Annotated in this window: 22 protein-coding genes; all 22 read left to right on the top strand. The window is 55.2% G+C overall.

The genetic code is table 11. From position 1 onward, the window contains the following. Positions 1-3: 3 nt before the first annotated feature. The 22 genes from nusG (at position 4) to rpsQ (ending at position 21,171) form a co-directional block, all read left to right on the top strand. On the top strand, positions 4-537 hold the full coding sequence (gene nusG, locus PspR84_RS26130; RefSeq protein WP_007916492.1) for a transcription termination/antitermination protein NusG: 534 nt from the start codon (positions 4-6) through the stop codon (positions 535-537). A 117-nt stretch (positions 538-654) separates the two neighbouring features. After that, positions 655-1,086 carry a 50S ribosomal protein L11 gene (gene rplK, locus PspR84_RS26125; protein WP_003228756.1) on the top strand — a complete coding sequence of 144 codons (432 nt, stop codon included), beginning with the start codon at positions 655-657 and terminating at the stop codon, positions 1,084-1,086. Next, positions 1,086-1,781: a 50S ribosomal protein L1 gene (gene rplA, locus PspR84_RS26120; RefSeq protein ID WP_007916481.1), complete on the top strand. Its 696-nt coding sequence runs from the start codon at positions 1,086-1,088 to the stop codon at positions 1,779-1,781. The genes rplK and rplA overlap by 1 nt, the downstream gene beginning before the upstream one ends. Before the next feature lie 200 nt (positions 1,782-1,981). Then, positions 1,982-2,482 (top strand): 50S ribosomal protein L10, encoded by a 501-nt coding sequence (rplJ, locus tag PspR84_RS26115; protein ID WP_007916479.1) that lies wholly within the window; start codon positions 1,982-1,984, stop codon positions 2,480-2,482. 78 nt (positions 2,483-2,560) lie between these two features. Beyond that, complete coding sequence (rplL, locus tag PspR84_RS26110; protein ID WP_007916477.1) at positions 2,561-2,926, top strand: 50S ribosomal protein L7/L12; 366 nt, start codon at positions 2,561-2,563, stop codon at positions 2,924-2,926. A 221-nt stretch (positions 2,927-3,147) separates the two neighbouring features. Then, entirely contained in the window at positions 3,148-7,221 is a 4,074-nt protein-coding gene (gene rpoB, locus PspR84_RS26105) for a DNA-directed RNA polymerase subunit beta (RefSeq protein WP_160059620.1), read from the top strand. Between the two features lie 64 nt (positions 7,222-7,285). Next, a complete protein-coding gene (rpoC, locus tag PspR84_RS26100; protein ID WP_016984189.1) occupies positions 7,286-11,485 on the top strand; it encodes a DNA-directed RNA polymerase subunit beta' in 4,200 nt (1,399 codons plus the stop codon). 216 nt (positions 11,486-11,701) lie between these two features. Beyond that, a complete protein-coding gene (gene rpsL, locus PspR84_RS26095; protein WP_003186084.1) occupies positions 11,702-12,073 on the top strand; it encodes a 30S ribosomal protein S12 in 372 nt (123 codons plus the stop codon). A gap of 107 nt (positions 12,074-12,180) precedes the next feature. Beyond that, entirely contained in the window at positions 12,181-12,654 is a 474-nt protein-coding gene (rpsG, locus tag PspR84_RS26090) for a 30S ribosomal protein S7 (protein WP_007916467.1), read from the top strand. Between the two features lie 30 nt (positions 12,655-12,684). After that, positions 12,685-14,790 (top strand): elongation factor G, encoded by a 2,106-nt coding sequence (gene fusA, locus PspR84_RS26085; protein ID WP_007950179.1) that lies wholly within the window; start codon positions 12,685-12,687, stop codon positions 14,788-14,790. Between the two features lie 31 nt (positions 14,791-14,821). Then, positions 14,822-16,015 carry an elongation factor Tu gene (tuf, locus tag PspR84_RS26080; RefSeq protein ID WP_007918472.1) on the top strand — a complete coding sequence of 398 codons (1,194 nt, stop codon included), beginning with the start codon at positions 14,822-14,824 and terminating at the stop codon, positions 16,013-16,015. A gap of 156 nt (positions 16,016-16,171) precedes the next feature. Then, entirely contained in the window at positions 16,172-16,483 is a 312-nt protein-coding gene (rpsJ, locus tag PspR84_RS26075) for a 30S ribosomal protein S10 (RefSeq protein ID WP_003186070.1), read from the top strand. A gap of 80 nt (positions 16,484-16,563) precedes the next feature. Continuing rightward, positions 16,564-17,199, top strand: a complete 636-nt coding sequence (rplC, locus tag PspR84_RS26070) for a 50S ribosomal protein L3 (protein ID WP_003228738.1) — start codon at positions 16,564-16,566, stop codon at positions 17,197-17,199. Between the two features lie 12 nt (positions 17,200-17,211). Beyond that, positions 17,212-17,814, top strand: coding sequence for a 50S ribosomal protein L4 (rplD, locus tag PspR84_RS26065; protein ID WP_007918468.1), 603 nt, complete (start codon positions 17,212-17,214; stop codon positions 17,812-17,814). Next, positions 17,811-18,110: a 50S ribosomal protein L23 gene (gene rplW / locus PspR84_RS26060; RefSeq protein ID WP_002555488.1), complete on the top strand. Its 300-nt coding sequence runs from the start codon at positions 17,811-17,813 to the stop codon at positions 18,108-18,110. The genes rplD and rplW overlap by 4 nt, the downstream gene beginning before the upstream one ends. Before the next feature lie 14 nt (positions 18,111-18,124). Further along, complete coding sequence (gene rplB, locus PspR84_RS26055) at positions 18,125-18,949, top strand: 50S ribosomal protein L2 (RefSeq protein ID WP_003228734.1); 825 nt, start codon at positions 18,125-18,127, stop codon at positions 18,947-18,949. A gap of 16 nt (positions 18,950-18,965) precedes the next feature. Continuing rightward, positions 18,966-19,241, top strand: a complete 276-nt coding sequence (rpsS, locus tag PspR84_RS26050; protein WP_003228731.1) for a 30S ribosomal protein S19 — start codon at positions 18,966-18,968, stop codon at positions 19,239-19,241. A gap of 11 nt (positions 19,242-19,252) precedes the next feature. Beyond that, on the top strand, positions 19,253-19,585 hold the full coding sequence (gene rplV / locus PspR84_RS26045; RefSeq protein WP_003103908.1) for a 50S ribosomal protein L22: 333 nt from the start codon (positions 19,253-19,255) through the stop codon (positions 19,583-19,585). A gap of 13 nt (positions 19,586-19,598) precedes the next feature. Further along, a complete protein-coding gene (rpsC, locus tag PspR84_RS26040) occupies positions 19,599-20,285 on the top strand; it encodes a 30S ribosomal protein S3 (RefSeq protein WP_003176422.1) in 687 nt (228 codons plus the stop codon). Positions 20,286-20,297: 12 nt separating this feature from the next. Further along, positions 20,298-20,711 carry a 50S ribosomal protein L16 gene (gene rplP / locus PspR84_RS26035; RefSeq protein ID WP_007896757.1) on the top strand — a complete coding sequence of 138 codons (414 nt, stop codon included), beginning with the start codon at positions 20,298-20,300 and terminating at the stop codon, positions 20,709-20,711. Beyond that, the gene (rpmC, locus tag PspR84_RS26030; protein WP_002555481.1) at positions 20,711-20,902 is read left to right on the top strand and encodes a 50S ribosomal protein L29; all 192 of its coding nucleotides are present in this window, start codon (positions 20,711-20,713) and stop codon (positions 20,900-20,902) included. The genes rplP and rpmC overlap by 1 nt, the downstream gene beginning before the upstream one ends. A 2-nt stretch (positions 20,903-20,904) precedes the next feature. After that, a complete protein-coding gene (rpsQ, locus tag PspR84_RS26025; RefSeq protein WP_003176419.1) occupies positions 20,905-21,171 on the top strand; it encodes a 30S ribosomal protein S17 in 267 nt (88 codons plus the stop codon). Positions 21,172-21,188: the final 17 nt, after the last annotated feature.

Raw genomic sequence — 21,188 nt, 5'->3', positions numbered from 1 at the left:
CCCGTGGCTAAGCGTTGGTATGTTGTGCATGCTTACTCGGGTTACGAGAAGCATGTGATGCGCTCGCTGGTCGAGCGCGTAAAGCTGGCTGGCATGGAAGATGGCTTCGGCGAGATTCTGGTTCCCACTGAAGAAGTGGTTGAAATGCGTAATGGCCAGAAACGCAAAAGCGAGCGCAAGTTCTTTCCAGGTTATGTGCTGGTTCAGATGGATATGAATGAGGGTACTTGGCACTTGGTCAAGGATACACCTCGGGTGATGGGTTTTATTGGCGGTACTGCCGATAAGCCTGCGCCGATCACCGATAAAGAGGCGGAAGCAATTCTGCGTCGTGTTGCTGATGGTAGCGACAAGCCTAAGCCGAAGACTCTCTTCGAGCCAGGTGAGACGGTGCGAGTCAATGACGGTCCATTCGCTGATTTCAATGGCGTTGTTGAAGAAGTTAATTACGAAAAGAGCCGGATCCAAGTGGCAGTGCTCATTTTCGGTCGCTCTACCCCGGTAGAGTTGGAGTTCAGTCAGGTCGAAAAGGTCTAACTGGACAAGCATCCCAACCCCGCAGCCCTAGGCTGTGGGGTTTTGTCGTCACTGGGATAAACGCGCAAGTAACCGGGGAGCCTTTCGAGGCGTTCGAACCCGTAATTGGAGTGCCTCATGGCCAAGAAAATTACCGCTTACATCAAGCTGCAAGTGAAGGCCGCTCAGGCTAACCCAAGCCCACCTGTTGGTCCTGCTTTGGGTCAGCACGGCGTGAACATCATGGAATTCTGCAAGGCCTTCAACGCCCGTACTCAGGGTCTTGAAGCAGGTCTGCCGACTCCAGTGATCATCACTGTCTACAGCGACCGTAGTTTCACTTTCGAAACCAAATCCACCCCGGCTTCGGTTCTGCTGAAGAAGGCGGCCGGTCTGACCAGCGGTTCCGCTCGTCCGAACACCGTTAAGGTTGGCACCGTTACCCGTGCTCAGCTGGAAGAAATCGCGAAAACCAAAAACGCGGATCTGACTGCAGCTGATATGGATGCAGCCGTGCGTACTATCGCCGGTTCTGCTCGTAGCATGGGCCTTAACGTGGAGGGTGTGTAATGGCTAAGCTGACCAAGCGTCAAAAGGCTATCGCCGGCAAAATCGAAGCAGGCAAGGCCTACAACATTGTAGATGCCGCTGCTCTGCTGGCTGAGCTGTCGACTGTCAAGTTCAGCGAGTCGTTCGACGTTGCTGTAAACCTGGGTGTAGACCCGCGTAAATCCGACCAGGTTGTTCGTAGCGCTACTGTGCTGCCACACGGCACTGGCAAGACTGTTCGCGTTGCTGTGTTCACTCAGGGTCCAGCTGCTGAGGCCGCTTTGGCTGCCGGCGCTGACCGTGTAGGTATGGACGACCTGGCTGCCGAAATGAAAGGCGGCGACCTGAACTATGACGTAGTGATCGCATCCCCGGATGCCATGCGCGTTGTAGGTCAACTGGGTCAGATCCTCGGCCCACGTGGTCTGATGCCTAACCCTAAGGTTGGTACCGTAACTCCAGACGTAGCTACCGCGGTTAAAAACGCTAAAGCTGGTCAGGTTCGTTATCGCACCGACAAAAACGGCATCATTCACACTTCCGTTGGCAAGATGGGCTTCGACGCCGTCAAGCTGAAGGAAAACGTTGAAGCCCTGATCGCAGATCTGAAGCGTATCAAGCCAGCTTCCTCGAAAGGTATTTACGTCAAGCGCGTTACCCTGAGCACCACTATGGGCCCAGGTCTGGTTATCGACCAGAGCTCGCTGGACGCGTAAGACAAAGGTTGGCGCGATTGTTTTCGCGCCAATTGAAAGATTGGGGTCCCTGCCTGGCGGGGGCTATCCAAGACCGTAGGCGACGCAAGTCTTAAACCATAAGCCTACGCAGATGGTGCTCCCGGTTCCTTACCGAATCAGACACCAAAACGACATTCGGTTTCGATCGAATGAAACGGTAACAAGCAGGAGTTAAACCCGTGGCAATTAATCTCGAAGACAAGAAGGCCATCGTCGCTGAAGTCAACGAGGCTGCCAAAGTCGCTCTGTCCGCTGTCGTGGTTGATGCACGTGGCGTAACAGTAGGCGCAATGACCGGACTCCGTAAAGAGGCTCGTGAAGCTGGCGTTTACGTACGTGTTGTACGTAACACCCTGCTCAAGCGCGCTGTTGCTGACACTGAATACAGTGTTCTCAACGACGTGTTCACCGGCCCGACCTTGATCGCATTCTCCAACGAACACCCGGGCGCTGCTGCTCGTCTGTTCAAAGAGTTTGCTAAAGGTCAGGACAAGTTCGAGATCAAGGCAGCTGCGTTCGAGGGCAAGTTCCTCGCAGCTAATCAGATCGACGTTCTGGCAAGCCTGCCGACCCGTGACGAAGCAATTTCCCAGCTGATGAGCGTGATTCAAGGCGCTACCAGCAAATTGGCTCGTACTCTGGCGGCACTTCGCGACCAGAAAGAAGCTGCTGCAGCCTGAGGCTGAGCGTTTCCTCTCTCGCGTATTTTTGTTTATTTCGATGGCCTCCAGGCTATCCCCCAATTCAGGAAATAAGTCATGTCTCTGACTAACGAACAAATCATCGACGCAATCGGCGAAAAATCGGTTCTGGAAATCGTTGAGCTGATCAAGGCAATGGAAGAGAAGTTCGGCGTATCCGCTGCCGCTGCTTCTGCTGGTCCAGCTGCTGCCGCCGCTGTTGTTGAAGAGCAAACCGAGTTCAACGTTGTTCTGCTGGAAGCTGGCGAGAAGAAGGTTAACGTGATCAAGGCAGTTCGTGAACTGACCGGTCTGGGCCTGAAAGAAGCCAAAGAGAAAGTAGACGGCGCTCCTCAGGTTGTAGCTGAAGGCGTTTCGAAAGAAGCGGCTGAAGACGCCAAGAAGAAGCTGGAAGAAGCAGGCGCTAAAGTCGAGCTGAAATAAGTATCGACTTTGCTCCTCCAGCCCGAGCGTCAAGCGACAGGCTGATGGCTGGTGGCTCTTGCCACCGGCCTTTTTCCGTTATTGGCAGCCGACTGGGTCGGTGCTGATAAAGGCGCTGTAACCACCCGATGCGGTGGCGCAAACCATGGGGTTTGCACGATTTTCTGGCTGCTCCCGTCGGGAGGGGCCAAACAAGCAGGTGACCAAGCTGGGGAACGCTGATGGCTTACTCATATACTGAGAAAAAACGTATCCGCAAGGACTTTAGCAAGTTGCCGGACGTCATGGATGTGCCTTACCTCCTGGCCATCCAGCTGGATTCGTATCGTGAATTCTTGCAAGCGGGAGCGACTAAAGATCAGTTCCGCGACGTGGGCCTGCATGCGGCCTTCAAATCCGTTTTCCCGATCATCAGCTACTCCGGCAATGCTGCGCTGGAGTACGTCGGTTATCGCCTGGGCGAACCGGCATTTGATGTCAAAGAATGCGTATTGCGCGGTGTAACTTTCGCCGTACCTTTGCGGGTAAAAGTGCGCCTGATCATTTTCGACAAAGAATCGTCGAACAAAGCGATCAAGGACATCAAAGAGCAAGAAGTCTACATGGGTGAAATTCCCCTGATGACTGAGAACGGTACCTTCGTAATCAACGGTACCGAGCGTGTAATCGTTTCCCAGCTGCACCGTTCCCCGGGCGTGTTCTTTGACCACGACCGCGGCAAGACGCATAGCTCCGGCAAACTGCTGTACTCCGCGCGCATCATTCCTTACCGCGGTTCGTGGCTGGACTTCGAGTTCGACCCGAAAGACTGCGTGTTCGTGCGTATCGACCGTCGTCGCAAGCTGCCGGCATCGGTACTGCTGCGCGCGCTCGGCTATACCACTGAAGAAGTGCTGGACGCTTTCTACACCACCAACGTTTTCCACCTGAGCGGCGAAACCCTCAGCCTGGAACTGATTGCTTCGCGTCTGCGTGGTGAAATTGCGGTTCTGGATATTCAGGACGAGAAGGGCAAGGTCATCGTTGAAGCGGGCCGCCGTATTACCGCGCGCCACATCAACCAGATCGAAAAAGCCGGCATCAAGACCCTGGAAGTGCCTCTGGACTACGTCCTCGGTCGCACTACCGCCAAGGTTATCGTGCACCCGGCTACCGGCGAAATCCTGGCAGAGTGCAACACCGAGCTGAACACTGAAGTCCTGGCAAAAATTGCCAAGTCCGGCGTTGTTCGCATCGAAACTCTGTACACCAACGACATCGACTGCGGTCCGTTCGTCTCCGACACGCTGAAGATCGACTCCACCAGCAACCAATTGGAAGCGCTGGTCGAAATCTATCGCATGATGCGTCCAGGCGAGCCGCCAACCAAAGACGCTGCCGAAACCCTGTTCAACAACCTGTTCTTCAGCCCTGAGCGCTATGACCTGTCTGCGGTCGGCCGGATGAAGTTCAACCGTCGTATCGGTCGTACCGAGATCGAAGGTTCGGGCGTGCTGTGCAAGGAAGACATCGTCGCGGTACTGAAGACTCTGGTCGACATCCGTAACGGTAAAGGCATCGTCGATGACATCGACCACCTGGGTAACCGTCGTGTTCGCTGCGTAGGCGAAATGGCCGAGAACCAGTTCCGCGTTGGCCTGGTACGTGTTGAGCGTGCGGTCAAAGAGCGTCTGTCGATGGCTGAAAGCGAAGGCCTGATGCCGCAAGACCTGATCAACGCCAAGCCAGTGGCTGCGGCGGTGAAAGAGTTCTTCGGTTCCAGCCAGCTCTCGCAGTTCATGGACCAGAACAACCCGCTGTCCGAGATCACCCACAAGCGTCGTGTCTCTGCACTCGGCCCTGGTGGTCTGACTCGTGAGCGCGCAGGCTTTGAAGTCCGTGACGTACACCCGACTCACTACGGTCGTGTATGCCCGATTGAAACGCCGGAAGGTCCGAACATCGGTCTGATCAACTCCTTGGCTGCTTACGCTCGCACCAACCAGTACGGCTTCTTGGAAAGCCCGTACCGCGTGGTGAAAGAGGGTGTGGTCACCGACGAGATCGTGTTCCTGTCCGCTATTGAAGAAGCTGATCACGTGATCGCGCAGGCTTCGGCGACCATGAACGACCAGAAAGTCCTGATCGACGAACTGGTAGCCGTACGTCACCTGAACGAATTCACCGTTAAGGCGCCTGAAGAAGTCACCTTGATGGACGTTTCGCCGAAGCAGGTAGTTTCGGTAGCAGCGTCGCTGATTCCGTTCCTCGAGCACGATGACGCCAACCGTGCGTTGATGGGTTCGAACATGCAGCGTCAAGCTGTACCAACCCTACGCGCTGACAAGCCGCTGGTAGGTACCGGCATGGAGCGTAACGTAGCCCGTGACTCCGGCGTTTGCGTCGTGGCTCGTCGTGGTGGCGTGATCGACTCCGTAGACGCCAGCCGTATCGTGGTTCGTGTTGCTGATGACGAAGTTGAAACCGGCGAAGCTGGTGTCGACATCTACAACCTGACCAAATACACCCGCTCGAACCAGAACACCTGCATCAACCAGCGTCCGCTGGTGAGCAAGGGTGATCGCGTTCAGCGTAGCGACATCATGGCCGACGGCCCGTCCACCGACATGGGTGAACTGGCACTGGGTCAGAACATGCGCATCGCGTTCATGGCATGGAACGGCTTCAACTTCGAAGACTCCATCTGCCTGTCCGAGCGTGTGGTTCAGGAAGACCGTTTCACCACGATCCACATCCAGGAACTGACCTGTGTGGCACGTGACACCAAGCTTGGGCCTGAGGAAATCACTGCAGACATCCCGAACGTGGGTGAAGCTGCACTGAACAAGCTGGACGAAGCCGGTATTGTTTACGTAGGTGCTGAAGTTGGCGCGGGCGACATCCTGGTCGGCAAAGTCACTCCGAAAGGCGAGACCCAGCTGACTCCGGAAGAAAAACTGCTGCGTGCAATCTTCGGTGAAAAAGCCAGCGACGTTAAAGACACCTCCCTGCGTGTACCTACCGGTACCAAAGGTACTGTCATTGACGTACAGGTCTTCACTCGTGACGGCGTTGAGCGTGATGCTCGTGCTCTGTCGATCGAGAAGTCCCAGCTGGACGAGATTCGCAAGGATCTGAACGAAGAGTTCCGTATCGTTGAAGGCGCAACTTTCGAACGTCTGCGTTCCGCTCTGGTAGGCCACAAGGCTGAAGGCGGCGCAGGTCTGAAGAAAGGTCAGGACATCACCGATGAAGTTCTCGACGGTCTTGAGCATGGTCAGTGGTTCAAACTGCGCATGGCTGAAGATGCTCTGAACGAGCAGCTCGAGAAGGCTCAGGCCTACATCGTTGATCGTCGCCGTCTGCTGGACGACAAGTTCGAAGACAAGAAGCGCAAACTGCAGCAGGGTGATGACCTGGCTCCAGGTGTGCTGAAAATCGTCAAGGTTTACCTGGCAATCCGTCGTCGCATCCAGCCGGGCGACAAGATGGCCGGTCGTCACGGTAACAAAGGTGTGGTCTCCGTGATCATGCCGGTTGAAGACATGCCGCACGATGCCAATGGCACCCCGGTCGACGTCGTCCTCAACCCACTGGGCGTACCTTCGCGTATGAACGTTGGTCAGATCCTTGAAACCCACCTCGGCCTCGCGGCCAAAGGTCTGGGCGAGAAGATCAACCGGATGATCGAAGAGCAGCGTAAAGTCGCTGAACTGCGTACTTTCTTGGACGAGATCTACAACCAGATCGGCGGTCGTAACGAAGATCTGGACAGCTTCTCCGATCAGGAAATCCTCGATCTGGCGAAGAACCTGCGTGGCGGCGTTCCAATGGCCACTCCAGTGTTCGACGGCGCCAAGGAAAGCGAAATCAAGGCCATGCTGAAACTGGCAGACCTGCCGGAAAGCGGCCAGATGCAGCTGACAGACGGCCGTACCGGCAACAAATTCGAGCGTCCAGTTACCGTTGGCTACATGTACATGCTGAAGCTGAACCACTTGGTAGACGACAAGATGCACGCTCGTTCTACCGGTTCGTACAGCCTGGTTACCCAGCAGCCGCTGGGTGGTAAGGCGCAGTTCGGTGGTCAGCGTTTCGGGGAGATGGAGGTCTGGGCACTGGAAGCATACGGTGCTGCTTACACTCTGCAAGAAATGCTCACAGTGAAGTCGGACGATGTGAACGGCCGTACCAAGATGTACAAAAACATCGTGGATGGCGATCACCGTATGGAGCCGGGCATGCCCGAGTCCTTCAACGTGTTGATCAAGGAAATTCGTTCCCTCGGCATCGATATCGATCTGGAAACCGAATAACACGTGACGCGAATCGAGAGCGGGGCAGGATTGCCCGCTCTCTGCTCCGCCAGGAGGAAAGGCCTTGAAAGACCTACTGAATTTGCTGAAAAACCAGGGTCAAGTCGAAGAGTTCGACGCCATCCGTATCGGATTGGCCTCGCCTGAGATGATCCGCTCATGGTCGTTCGGTGAAGTTAAAAAGCCGGAAACCATCAACTACCGTACGTTCAAACCTGAGCGTGACGGTCTGTTCTGCGCCAAGATCTTTGGCCCGGTAAAGGATTACGAGTGCCTGTGCGGTAAGTACAAGCGCTTGAAGCACCGTGGTGTGATCTGCGAGAAGTGCGGCGTTGAAGTTGCACTGGCCAAGGTTCGTCGTGAGCGCATGGCACACATCGAACTGGCTTCGCCGGTTGCCCACATCTGGTTCCTGAAATCGCTGCCGTCCCGTATCGGCTTGCTGATGGACATGACCCTGCGTGATATCGAACGCGTTCTCTACTTCGAGAGCTATGTCGTTATCGATCCAGGCATGACCACCCTTGAAAAAGGTCAGCTGCTGAACGACGAGCAGTACTTCGAAGCGCTGGAAGAGTTTGGTGACGACTTCGACGCCCGTATGGGTGCTGAAGCTGTCCGTGAACTGCTGCACGCTATCGACCTGGAACACGAGATTGGCCGTCTGCGTGAAGAAATTCCGCAAACCAACTCCGAAACCAAGATCAAGAAGCTGTCCAAGCGTCTGAAGTTGATGGAGGCCTTCCAGGGTTCCGGCAACCTGCCAGAGTGGATGGTGCTGACCGTTCTGCCGGTTCTGCCGCCAGATCTGCGTCCACTGGTCCCACTGGACGGCGGTCGTTTCGCGACTTCCGACCTCAACGATCTGTATCGTCGAGTGATCAACCGTAACAACCGTTTGAAGCGCCTGCTGGACCTGTCCGCTCCGGACATCATCGTGCGCAACGAAAAACGTATGTTGCAGGAAGCTGTCGATGCACTGCTCGACAACGGCCGTCGTGGCCGCGCTATCACCGGTTCGAACAAGCGTCCTCTGAAATCCCTGGCTGACATGATCAAGGGTAAGCAAGGTCGTTTCCGTCAGAACTTGCTCGGTAAGCGTGTTGACTACTCCGGTCGTTCGGTAATTACCGTAGGCCCGACTCTGCGTCTGCATCAGTGCGGTCTGCCGAAGAAGATGGCTCTCGAGCTGTTCAAACCGTTCATTTTCGGCAAGCTCGAGATGCGTGGTCTCGCGACCACCATCAAAGCGGCCAAGAAAATGGTCGAGCGCGAACTGCCAGAGGTTTGGGACGTTCTCGCTGAAGTGATTCGCGAACACCCGGTTCTCCTCAACCGTGCACCGACCCTTCACCGTCTGGGTATCCAGGCGTTTGAACCGGTACTGATCGAAGGTAAGGCTATCCAGCTGCACCCTCTGGTCTGCGCCGCGTACAACGCCGACTTCGACGGCGACCAAATGGCCGTGCACGTACCGCTGACGCTGGAAGCCCAGCTCGAAGCGCGTGCGTTGATGATGTCGACCAACAACATTCTGTCGCCAGCCAACGGTGAGCCAATCATCGTTCCGTCGCAGGACGTTGTATTGGGTCTGTACTACATGACTCGTGAAGCGATCAACGCCAAAGGCGAAGGTCGTGTGTTCGCGGATCTGCAGGAAGTTGACCGTGTGTTCCGTGCCGGCGAAGCCGCACTGCACGCCAAGGTCAAGGTTCGTATCAACGAAACCGTCAACGACCGTGACGGCAACAGCGTGAGCGGTACCCGTATCGTCGACACCACTGTCGGCCGTGCGCTGCTGTTCCAGGTTGTGCCAAAAGGTCTGTCGTACGACGTCGTCAACCTGCCGATGAAGAAAAAGGCGATCTCCAAGCTGATCAACCAGTGCTACCGCGTGGTTGGTTTGAAAGAGACCGTGATCTTCGCTGACCAGTTGATGTACACCGGTTTCGCTTACTCGACCATCTCCGGCGTTTCCATCGGTGTTAACGACTTCGTTATCCCGGATGAAAAAGCCCGCATCATCGGTGCTGCCACCGACGAAGTGAAAGAGATCGAGAGCCAGTACGCCTCCGGCCTGGTAACCCAGGGCGAGAAGTACAACAAAGTGATCGACCTTTGGTCGAAAGCGAACGACGAAGTCTCCAAGGCGATGATGGCCAATCTCTCGAAAGAGAAAGTCATCGACCGTCATGGCGTCGAAGTCGACCAAGAGTCCTTCAACTCGATGTACATGATGGCTGACTCGGGTGCGCGGGGTTCCGCAGCACAGATTCGTCAGCTGGCCGGTATGCGTGGTCTGATGGCCAAGCCAGACGGTTCCATCATTGAAACGCCGATTACTGCGAACTTCCGTGAAGGTTTGAGCGTACTTCAGTACTTCATCTCGACTCACGGTGCTCGTAAAGGTCTGGCGGATACCGCGTTGAAAACTGCGAACTCCGGTTACCTGACTCGTCGTCTGGTAGACGTTGCGCAGGATCTGGTTGTAACCGAGATCGATTGCGGCACCGAACACGGTCTGCTGATGACTCCGCACATTGAAGGCGGTGACGTTGTAGAGCCGTTGGGTGAGCGCGTATTGGGTCGTGTTATTGCCCGTGACGTATTCAAGCCAGGCACCGAGGACGTTATCGTTCCGGCCGGTACTCTGGTAGACGAGAAGTGGGTTGAATTCATCGAGCTGAACAGCATCGACGAAGTGATCGTGCGTTCGCCGATCAGCTGCGAAACCCGCTATGGCATTTGCGCCAAGTGCTACGGCCGTGATCTGGCTCGTGGTCACCAAGTGAACATCGGTGAAGCGGTCGGCGTTATCGCTGCCCAGTCCATCGGTGAGCCGGGTACTCAGCTGACGATGCGTACGTTCCACATCGGTGGTGCGGCAAGCCGTACTTCCGCTGCGGACAGCGTTCAGGTGAAGAATGGCGGTACCGTTCGTCTGCACAATTTGAAGCACGTGGAGCGAGTGGACGGTCACCTGGTTGCTGTGTCCCGTTCCGGTGAGCTGGCCATCGCTGATGACTTCGGTCGTGAGCGCGAGCGTTACAAGCTGCCGTACGGTGCTGTGATTTCGGTTAAAGAAGGTGACAAGGTCGACGCTGGCGCAATCGTGGCCAAGTGGGATCCGCACACCCACCCGATTGTTACCGAAATGAAAGGTACCGTGACCTACGTGGGCATGGAAGAAGGCATCACGATCAAGCGTCAGACTGACGAATTGACCGGTATGACCAACATTGAAGTACTTGACGCGAAAGATCGTCCAGCTGCGGGCAAAGAAATCCGTCCAGCAGTGAAGATGGTCGACGACAACGGCAAGGATCTGTTGCTGCCAGGCACTGACGTTATCGCTCAGTACTTCCTGCCAGCCAACGCCCTGGTCGGTGTAGCGGATGGTGCGAAGATCGCGATCGGTGACGTTATCGCTCGTATCCCGCAAGAAACGTCGAAGACCCGCGACATCACCGGTGGTCTGCCGCGTGTTGCCGACTTGTTCGAAGCGCGTCGTCCGAAAGAAGCGTCGATTCTGGCTGAAGTCAGCGGCACCATCGCGTTCGGTAAAGAGACCAAAGGCAAGCGCCGTCTGGTTATTACCCCGAACGACGGTAGCGATCCGTATGAAGAGCTGATTCCGAAGTGGCGTCACCTGAACGTGTTCGAAGGCGAACAGGTAAACCGCGGCGAAGTAATCTCCGACGGCCCAAGCGATCCGCACGACATCCTGCGTCTGCTGGGTGTGAGCGCGCTGGCCAAGTACATCGTCAACGAGATCCAGGACGTTTACCGTCTGCAAGGCGTGAAGATCAACGACAAGCACATCGAGACCATCCTGCGTCAGATGCTGCGTAAAGTTGAAATCGCTGAATCCGGCGATTCCAGTTTCATCAAGGGCGACCAGATGGAATTGACTCACGTACTGGTAGAGAACGAGCGTCTGGGTGGCGAAGACAAGTTCGTCTCCAAGTACACTCGCGTTCTGCTGGGTATCACCAAGGCGTCGTTGTCCACCGAATCGTTCATCTCGGCGGCTTCCTTCCAGGAAACCACCCGTGTACTGACCGAAGCGGCAGTCACCGGCAAGCGCGACTACCTGCGCGGCCTGAAAGAAAACGTTGTCGTGGGTCGTCTGATCCCGGCTGGTACCGGCCTGGCATATCACAGCGAGCGCAAGCGTCGTCGTGAAGCAGACAAGCCGTTGCGCGTAAGCGCCAGTGAAGTGGAAGCTGCACTGACCGAAGCGCTGAACTCGAGCGGTAACTGAGTTCTGCGATAAATGAGCGTAAGGCCCTGGTCGCTCCGTTCATCGAATCGAGACAATTTGTCGAGGTTCGAGGGGCGGGGAGGTCGGGGCCTTGCCTTGACTGGGGGCAAGATCCTCTTTAGACTCTTGATCCCCTAAATTTGGCGGGAATTCGTTCCTGCCATTTTGCTTTTCTTGCAAGACAATAGCGTCGCAAGACAACAGTGGAGCTAGTAGATGGCAACTATCAACCAGCTGGTACGTCAGCCGCGTAAGCGTATCGTCGAGAAATCCGACGTACCTGCGCTGCAGAACTGCCCGCAACGTCGTGGCGTGTGCACCCGTGTGTACACCACCACGCCGAAAAAACCTAACTCGGCACTGCGTAAAGTATGCCGTGTGCGCCTGACCAACGGTTTCGAGGTTTCCTCGTACATCGGTGGTGAAGGTCACAACCTGCAAGAGCACAGCGTGGTATTGATCCGCGGCGGTCGTGTAAAAGACTTGCCAGGTGTTCGTTACCACACCGTTCGCGGTTCTTTGGATACTTCCGGCGTTAAAGGTCGTAACCAGGGTCGTTCGAAGTACGGTACCAAGCGTCCGAAGTAATCGGCCGTTTTGCAGATTTTCATTTTATTGAGTCGATAAGAGTAAGGTCGGGCACGCATCCATTGGATCTGTCCCGAGCTAACCTGAAGACCGCTTGAGGGCTTATCATGCCAAGACGTCGCGTAGCAGCAAAGCGTGAGATTCTGGACGATCCGAAATACGGAAGCCAGATCCTCGCCAAATTCATGAACCACGTTATGGAAAGCGGCAAGAAAGCCGTTGCCGAGCGTATCGTTTATGGTGCCCTGGAAACCGTTGCGACCCGTAAGGCTGGCACCGATCCCCTGGAACTCTTCGAAAAAGCACTCGACGCCATCGCTCCGCTGGTCGAAGTGAAGTCGCGCCGCGTTGGTGGTGCTACTTACCAGGTTCCGGTCGAGGTTCGTCCTTCCCGTCGTAACGCTCTGGCAATGCGCTGGTTGGTAGACTTCGCCCGTAAGCGTGGCGAGAAGTCTATGGCTCTGCGTTTGGCTGGCGAACTGCTGGATGCTGCTGAAGGTAAAGGTGCTGCTGTTAAGAAGCGTGAAGACGTGCACCGTATGGCTGAAGCTAACAAAGCTTTCTCGCACTACCGCTTCTAATTTTAGCTTCACTAATTTTGCGAGGGCTTTATGGCTCGTACTACTCCGATTAGCCGCTACCGTAACATCGGTATCGTCGCTCACGTGGATGCTGGTAAAACCACCACCACCGAGCGCGTCCTTTTTTACACCGGCAAAAGTCACAAAATGGGCGAGGTGCATGACGGCGCCGCGACCACAGACTGGATGGTTCAGGAGCAGGAGCGTGGTATTACCATTACTTCTGCTGCTATTACCGCCTTCTGGAAAGGTTCCGAGAAGCAGTACAAAGACGAGCATCGCTTCAACGTAATCGATACTCCGGGCCACGTTGACTTCACTATTGAAGTTGAACGCTCCCTGCGCGTACTCGACGGCGCTGTCGTTGTATTCTGCGGTACTTCGGGTGTTGAGCCTCAGTCGGAAACCGTATGGCGTCAAGCCAACAAGTACGGCGTTCCACGTCTTGTTTACGTGAACAAGATGGACCGTGCCGGCGCCAACTTCCTGCGCGTGATCGGTCAGATCAAGCAGCGTCTGGGTCACACTCCGGTGCCAATCCAGTTGGCCATCGGTTCAGAAGACAACTTCCAGGGTCAGATCGATCTGATCAACATGCAAGCTGTCTACTGGAACGACTCTGACAAAGGTATGGTCCCTGTTCGCAAGGACATCCCTGCTGAGCTGCAAGAGCTGGCTGAAGAGTGGCGCAACAACATGGTTGAAGCTGCTGCTGAAGCCAACGAAGAGCTGATGAACAAGTACCTGGAAGGCGAAGAGCTGTCGATCGTAGAGATCAAAGCTGCTTTGCGTCAGCGTACTATCGCCGGCGAAATCGTACTGGCTGTTTGCGGTTCTTCGTTCAAGAACAAGGGTGTTCCCCTGGTTCTCGACGCCGTTATCGACTTCCTGCCTGCGCCAACCGACATTCCTGCTATCAAGGGTACTGACCCGGATAACGAGGAAATCGAGCTGGAGCGTCATGCAGACGATGCGGAGCCGTTCTCGGCTCTGGCGTTCAAGATCGCTACCGACCCATTCGTGGGTACCTTGACCTTCGTCCGCGTTTACTCGGGCGTGTTGAACTCCGGCGACGGCGTGATCAACTCGGTTAAAGGCAAAAAAGAGCGCGTGGGTCGTATGGTGCAAATGCACGCAAACGCCCGTGAAGAGATCAAGGAAGTGCGCGCTGGTGACATCGCGGCCCTGATCGGCATGAAGGACGTCACCACTGGTGAAACCCTCTGCAACGCTGACAAGCCAATCATCCTGGTTCGCATGGACTTCCCGGAGCCGGTTATTTCGGTTGCCGTAGAGCCTAAGACCAAGGATGACCAGGAAAAAATGGGTATCGCTCTGGGCAAACTTGCTCAGGAAGACCCGTCTTTCCGCGTTAAAACTGATGAAGAGACTGGTCAAACGATCATCTCCGGCATGGGCGAACTGCACCTGGACATCCTGGTTGACCGGATGCGCCGTGAGTTCAACGTCGAAGCCAACATCGGCAAGCCTCAGGTTTCCTATCGTGAGCGCATCACGAAGAACTGTGAAATCGAAGGCAAGTTCGTTCGTCAATCCGGCGGTCGTGGTCAGTTCGGTCACTGCTGGATCCGTTTTGCTCCCGCTGACGAAGGTCAGGAAGGTCTGCAATTCGTGAACGAAGTTGTAGGTGGTGTGGTTCCTAAGGAATACATCCCGGCTATCCAGAAGGGTATCGAAGAGCAGATGAAGAACGGCGTTGTTGCCGGCTATCCGCTGATCGGCCTGAAGGCTACCGTGTTCGATGGTTCTTACCACGACGTCGACTCCAACGAGATGGCGTTTAAAGTGGCTGCCTCCATGGCGACCAAGCAACTGGCCCAGAAGGGCGGTGGTGAGTTGCTTGAGCCGATCATGGCTGTAGAGGTTGTTACGCCTGAAGACTATATGGGTGATGTGATGGGCGACCTTAACCGTCGTCGCGGCATGATCCAGGGTATGGAAGACACAGTGTCCGGCAAGGTTATCCGTGCCGAGGTTCCACTGGGTGAGATGTTCGGTTATGCGACCGACGTTCGTTCCATGTCCCAGGGTCGCGCAAGCTACTCTATGGAATTCAAAAAATACGATACGGCTCCGTCGCACATCGTCGAATCCGTAACCAAAAAACAAGGCTGATTCAGCCCCTTTAGGCTAGGAGTTAATTGTCGTGGCTAAAGAAAAATTTGATCGTTCCCTACCGCACGTCAACGTTGGCACCATTGGTCACGTTGACCACGGTAAAACCACTCTGACTGCTGCTCTGACTCGCGTTTGCTCCGAAGTTTTCGGTTCCGCAATCGTTGACTTCGACAAGATCGACAGCGCACCGGAAGAGAAAGCTCGCGGTATCACCATCAACACCGCACACGTTGAGTACAACTCGAAGATCCGTCACTACGCTCACGTTGACTGCCCAGGTCACGCTGACTATGTGAAGAACATGATCACCGGTGCTGCTCAAATGGACGGCGCTATTCTGGTTTGCTCGGCCGCTGATGGTCCGATGCCACAAACCCGTGAGCACATCCTGCTGTCCCGTCAGGTTGGCGTTCCGTACATCGTGGTTTTCCTGAACAAGGCTGACCTGGTAGACGACGCTGAGCTGCTGGAACTGGTTGAGATGGAAGTTCGCGACCTGCTGTCCACCTACGACTTCCCGGGCGATGACACTCCAATCATCATCGGTTCGGCTCGTATGGCTCTGGAAGGCAAAGACGACAACGAGATGGGCACCACTGCCGTCAAGAAACTGGTTGAAACTCTGGACAGCTACATCCCAGAACCAGTTCGCGTGACTGACAAGCCGTTCCTGATGCCAATCGAAGACGTATTCTCGATCTCTGGTCGCGGTACTGTTGTGACTGGTCGTATCGAGCGCGGTATTGTTCGCGTTCAAGATCCGCTGGAAATCGTTGGTCTGCGTGACACCACCGTTACTACTTGCACCGGTGTTGAAATGTTCCGCAAGCTGCTCGACGAAGGTCGTGCTGGCGAGAACTGCGGCGTTCTGCTGCGTGGTACCAAGCGTGACGACGTTGAGCGTGGTCAGGTTCTGGTTAAGCCGGGTTCGGTTAAGCCGCACACCACTTTCACCGCAGAAGTTTATGTTCTGAGCAAGGAAGAAGGCGGTCGTCACACTCCGTTCTTCAAAGGCTACCGTCCACAGTTCTACTTCCGTACTACTGACGTGACTGGTAACTGCGAGCTGCCAGAAGGCGTTGAAATGGTAATGCCAGGTGACAACATTCAGATGACTGTTACCCTGATCAAAACCATCGCAATGGAAGATGGCCTGCGTTTCGCTATCCGTGAAGGCGGTCGTACCGTCGGCGCTGGCGTCGTAGCCAAAATCATCGCGTAATTCTCTTTTATAGAGATTGCTTGATGATGTGAAAGCCCCCGCTCAGCGGGGGCTTTTTTATTGGGTTGACACCTATCTGGGGCGTCTATAGAATTGCGCCTCCTTTTAACGGGCGTATTGCGCTCGGTGGGAATAGCAGCCGGAGTCTGAAATCCAATGCAAAATCAGCAAATCCGTATCAGGTTGAAGGCTTTTGACCATCGCCTGATCGACCAATCAACCCAGGAAATCGTGGAAACCGCGAAACGTACTGGTGCTCAAGTGCGTGGTCCAATTCCACTGCCTACCCGTAAAGAGCGGTTCACCGTTCTGGTTTCTCCGCACGTCAACAAAGACGCGCGCGACCAGTACGAAATCCGCACTCATAAGCGCGTTCTGGACATCGTCCAGCCAACGGATAAAACCGTTGATGCACTTATGAAGCTTGATCTTGCGGCCGGTGTGGAAGTGCAGATCAGCCTCGGCTAAGACTCGGTCTTAGTCGTGTAACGCTCTGAAATGGGCGGCCATAGCGGGTGAAAGCCCCGTACACTCATGAGGTTTACAACATGACTATTGGTGTAGTCGGTCGTAAATGCGGTATGACCCGTATTTTCACCGAAGAAGGTGTCTCCATTCCGGTCACGGTCATTGAGATCGAACCGAATCGCGTCACCCAGTTCAAAACTGAAGAGACCGATGGCTATCGTGCAGTGCAAGTCACTGTCGGCGAGCGTCGCGCTTCGCGTGTAACAGCAGCTCAGGCTGGCCACTTCGCCAAGGCGAACGTTGCCGCTGGTCGCACTACCATGGAATTCCGTCTTGAAGAAGGCGAGTACCAGGCTGGCGATCTGATCAACGCTGAAATCTTCGCCGCTGGTCAGCTGGTTGATGTAACCGGTCAGTCCAAGGGTAAAGGCTTCCAGGGTACGATCAAGCGTTGGAATTTCCGCGGGCAAGATAACACCCACGGTAACTCCGTATCCCACCGCGTCCCAGGCTCTATCGGCCAGTGCCAGACTCCTGGTCGTGTATTCAAGGGCAAAAAAATGTCCGGTCATATGGGCGCTGAGCGCGTGACCGTGCAGTCCCTGGAAGTAGTGCGCGTGGACGCTGAACGCAATCTGTTGTTGGTCAAGGGTGCTGTTCCTGGCGCTACTGGCGGCAACCTGGTTGTACGTCCAGCAGCCAAGGCTCGCGGTTAAGGGGAAGCTGACATGCAATTAAATGTAAATGACGCTCAAGCGATCGAAGTTTCCGAACTGACGTTTGGCGGCGAGTTCAATGAGACGCTGGTTCACCAAGCAGTCGTGGCCTACATGGCCGGCGGCCGTCAAGGTACCAAGCAGCAAAAGACCCGTTCCGACGTTCGTGGTGGCGGCAAGCGCCCATGGCGTCAGAAAGGTACTGGCCGTGCTCGTGCCGGTACTATCCGTAGCCCAATCTGGCGTGGCGGCGGTACCACTTTCGCAGCTCGTCCACAGGATCACTCCCAGAAGCTGAACAAGAAGATGTATCGCGCAGCAATGCGTTCCATCCTTGCTGAGCTGGTGCGTACTGATCGTCTGGTCGTGGTTCAGGATTTCGCTGTTGAAACGCCGAAAACCAAAGACCTGCTGGGCAAACTGAACAACATGAGCCTGACCGACGTTTTGATCGTGTCGGACGCTGTTGATCAGAACCTGTACCTGGCTGCTCGTAACCTGCCGCACGTAGATGTACGTGACGTTCAAGGTTCCGATCCAGTTAGTCTGATCGCATACGACAAGGTGTTGATCACCGTGTCGGCCGTGAAGAAATTCGAGGAGCTGCTGGGATGAACCAGGAACGCGTATTTAAAGTTCTGCTTGGCCCGCACGTTTCCGAGAAGGCTACGGTTCTGGCAGACAAGAAAGGCCAGTTCGTTTTCAAGGTTGCTACTGATGCAACCAAGCTGGAAATCAAGAAGGCCGTCGAAAGCCTGTTCAGCGTGAAAGTAGAGCGCGTCACTACCCTGAACGTTCTGGGTAAGAGCAAGCGCACTGCTCGCGGTCTGGGCAAGCGTAATGACTGGAAGAAGGCAGTTATCTCCCTTCAGCCAGGCCAAGATCTCGATTTCAGCAGCAGTGCTGAGTAAGGAAGGGGTGCATCATGGCAATCGTTAAATGCAAACCGACTTCCCCTGGCCGCCGTTTTGTGGTCAAGGTGGTCAACCAGGAGCTGCATAAAGGCGCTCCTCACGCACCGCTGCTCGAGAAAAAATCGAAGACTGGTGGTCGTAACAACAATGGCCGTATTACCACGCGTCACATCGGTGGTGGTCATAAGCAGCATTATCGTATGGTCGATTTCCGTCGCAACGACAAAGATGGCATCGTCGCCACTGTCGAGCGTATCGAATACGATCCAAACCGTACTGCTCACATCGCACTGCTCTGCTACGCAGACGGCGAGCGCCGCTACATCATCGCCCCTAAAGGCGTGAGTGCTGGTGACCAGCTGATCGCGGGCGCTCTGGCTCCAATCAAGCCAGGCAACGCTCTGCAACTGCGCAATATTCCAGTCGGTTCTACCGTACACGGCATCGAACTGAAGCCAGGTAAAGGCGCACAGATCGCTCGTTCCGCTGGTGCTTCGGCTCAGCTGATCGCTCGTGAAGGCGTGTACGTTACCCTGCGTCTGCGTTCCGGTGAAATGCGTAAAGTCCTGGCTGAATGCCGTGCGACCCTGGGCGAAGTCTCGAACTCCGAGCACAGCCTGCGTTCGCTGGGTAAAGCTGGTGCCAAACGCTGGCGTGGCGTTCGCCCAACCGTTCGTGGTGTTGCCATGAACCCGGTTGACCACCCGCATGGTGGTGGTGAAGGTCGTACCTCTGGTGGTCGTCATCCGGTATCGCCATGGGGCTTCCCGACTAAGGGCGCGAAGACTCGTGGTAATAAGCGTACCGACAAAATGATCGTCCGTCGTCGCAAGTAAATAGAGGGATACGACAGTGCCACGTTCTCTGAAAAAAGGTCCTTTTATTGATCTTCACCTACTGAAGAAGATCGAAGTGGCGGCGGAAAAGAACGATCGCAAACCAATTAAGACTTGGTCGCGTCGTTCGATGATCCTGCCACAGATGGTCGGTCTGACCATCGCCGTACATAACGGTCGTCAGCACGTCCCAGTTCTCGTGAACGAAGACATGGTCGGCCATAAACTGGGCGAGTTCGCCGGTACCCGCACATATCGTGGGCACGTGGCTGACAAGAAAGCCAAGCGTTAAGGGGTTAGGAAATGGAAGTAGCCGCTAAGTTGTCGGGCGCTCGAATCTCCGCCCAGAAAGCCCGCTTGGTCGCCGACCAGATCCGCGGGAAGAAGGTGGGCGAAGCGCTCAACTTGTTGGCTTTCAGCAGTAAGAAAGCCGCCGAGATCATGAAGAAAGTGCTGGAGTCGGCCGTAGCCAACGCCGAGCATAACGAAGGCGCAGACGTTGATGACCTTAAAGTCAGCACCGTTTTCGTCAACGAAGGGCGTTCGCTGAAGCGCATCATGCCACGTGCCAAAGGCCGTGCTGATCGCATCGTCAAGCGGTCTTGCCATATCACTGTCAAGGTTGCTGACAAGTAACGGAGTCGAAGAGATGGGTCAGAAAGTACATCCCATTGGCATTCGCCTGGGAATCGTCAAGGAGCACACCTCCGTCTGGTACGCAGACGGTCGGACTTATGCGGACTATTTGTTCGCAGATCTGAAAGTGCGTGAGTATCTCCAAGACAAACTAAAAAGCGCGTCCGTAAGCCGTATCGATATCCATCGTCCGGCCCAAACTGCACGTATCACCATCCACACCGCTCGTCCGGGCATCGTTATCGGGAAGAAAGGTGAAGATGTTGAGAAACTGCGTCAGGACCTGACCAAGCAAATGGGTGTGCCTGTGCACATCAATATCGAAGAGATCCGCAAGCCGGAGCTCGACGGTATGCTGGTTGCGCAGAGCGTAGCTCAGCAGCTGGAGCGTCGTGTAATGTTCCGTCGCGCTATGAAGCGCGCCGTTCAGAACGCCATGCGCATTGGTGCCAAAGGCATCAAAATCCAAGTGAGCGGTCGTCTCGGCGGTGCTGAAATCGCACGTACTGAATGGTATCGCGAAGGTCGTGTGCCATTGCACACCCTGCGTGCCGACATCGACTATGCCAACTACGAAGCTCACACCACTTACGGTGTGATCGGTGTAAAGGTTTGGATCTTCAAAGGCGAAGTAATTGGTGGTCGCCAAGAAGAGCTGAAACCACAAGCACCAGCGCCTCGTAAAAAAGCTGCTAAGTAAGGGGTACGCCAAATGTTGCAACCTAAGCGTACGAAGTTCCGCAAGCAGATGACAGGCCACAACCGTGGTCTGGCTCAGCGCGGTAGCAAAGTCAGCTTCGGCGAGTTCGCGCTGAAGTCTGTAGCTCGTGGTCGTCTCACCGCTCGTCAGATCGAGTCAGCGCGTCGTGCTCTGACCCGTCACGTTAAACGTGGCGGCAAGATCTGGATCCGTGTATTCCCGGACAAGCCTATTTCCAAGAAGCCACTCGAAGTTCGGATGGGTAAAGGTAAGGGTAGTGTGGAGTACTGGGTTGCCCAGATTCAGCCAGGCAAAGTCCTGTATGAAATCGAGGGTGTTTCTGAAGAGCTGGCGCGTGAGGCTTTTGCCCTGGCTGCTGCAAAGCTGCCGCTCGCCACCGCCTTTGTTAAACGGACGGTGATGTGATGAAAGCGAATGAACTTCGTGAAAAATCCGCACAGCAGCTGAACGAGCAACTGCTCGGCTTGCTGCGCGACCAGTTCAATCTGCGTATGCAGAAAGCAACTGGCCAGTTGGGGCAGTCTCATCTGCTCTCGCAAGTTAAGCGTGACATCGCTCGCGTGAAGACTGTGCTCAACCAGCAGGCAGGTAAGTAATCATGGCTGAAGCCGAAAAAACTGTCCGTACGCTGACTGGCCGTGTTGTCAGCGACAAGATGGACAAAACCATCACCGTACTGATCGAGCGTCGCGTTAAGCACCCGATCTACGGTAAATACGTTAAGCGTTCGACTAAGCTGCACGCGCACGACGAAACCAATCAGTGCCACATCGGCGACAAAGTCACTATTCGTGAAACTCGTCCTTTGGCCAAGACCAAGTCTTGGGCGCTGGTTGATGTTCTCGAACGCGCTGTGGAAGTCTAAGGACTAGGGGTCGGAGA

This window comes from Pseudomonas sp. R84 (genome assembly GCF_009834515.1).
Lineage (GTDB): Bacteria > Pseudomonadota > Gammaproteobacteria > Pseudomonadales > Pseudomonadaceae > Aquipseudomonas.
The sequence above is the reverse complement of the archived record's forward strand: the minus strand, read 5'-3'. Positions and strand labels throughout refer to the sequence as shown.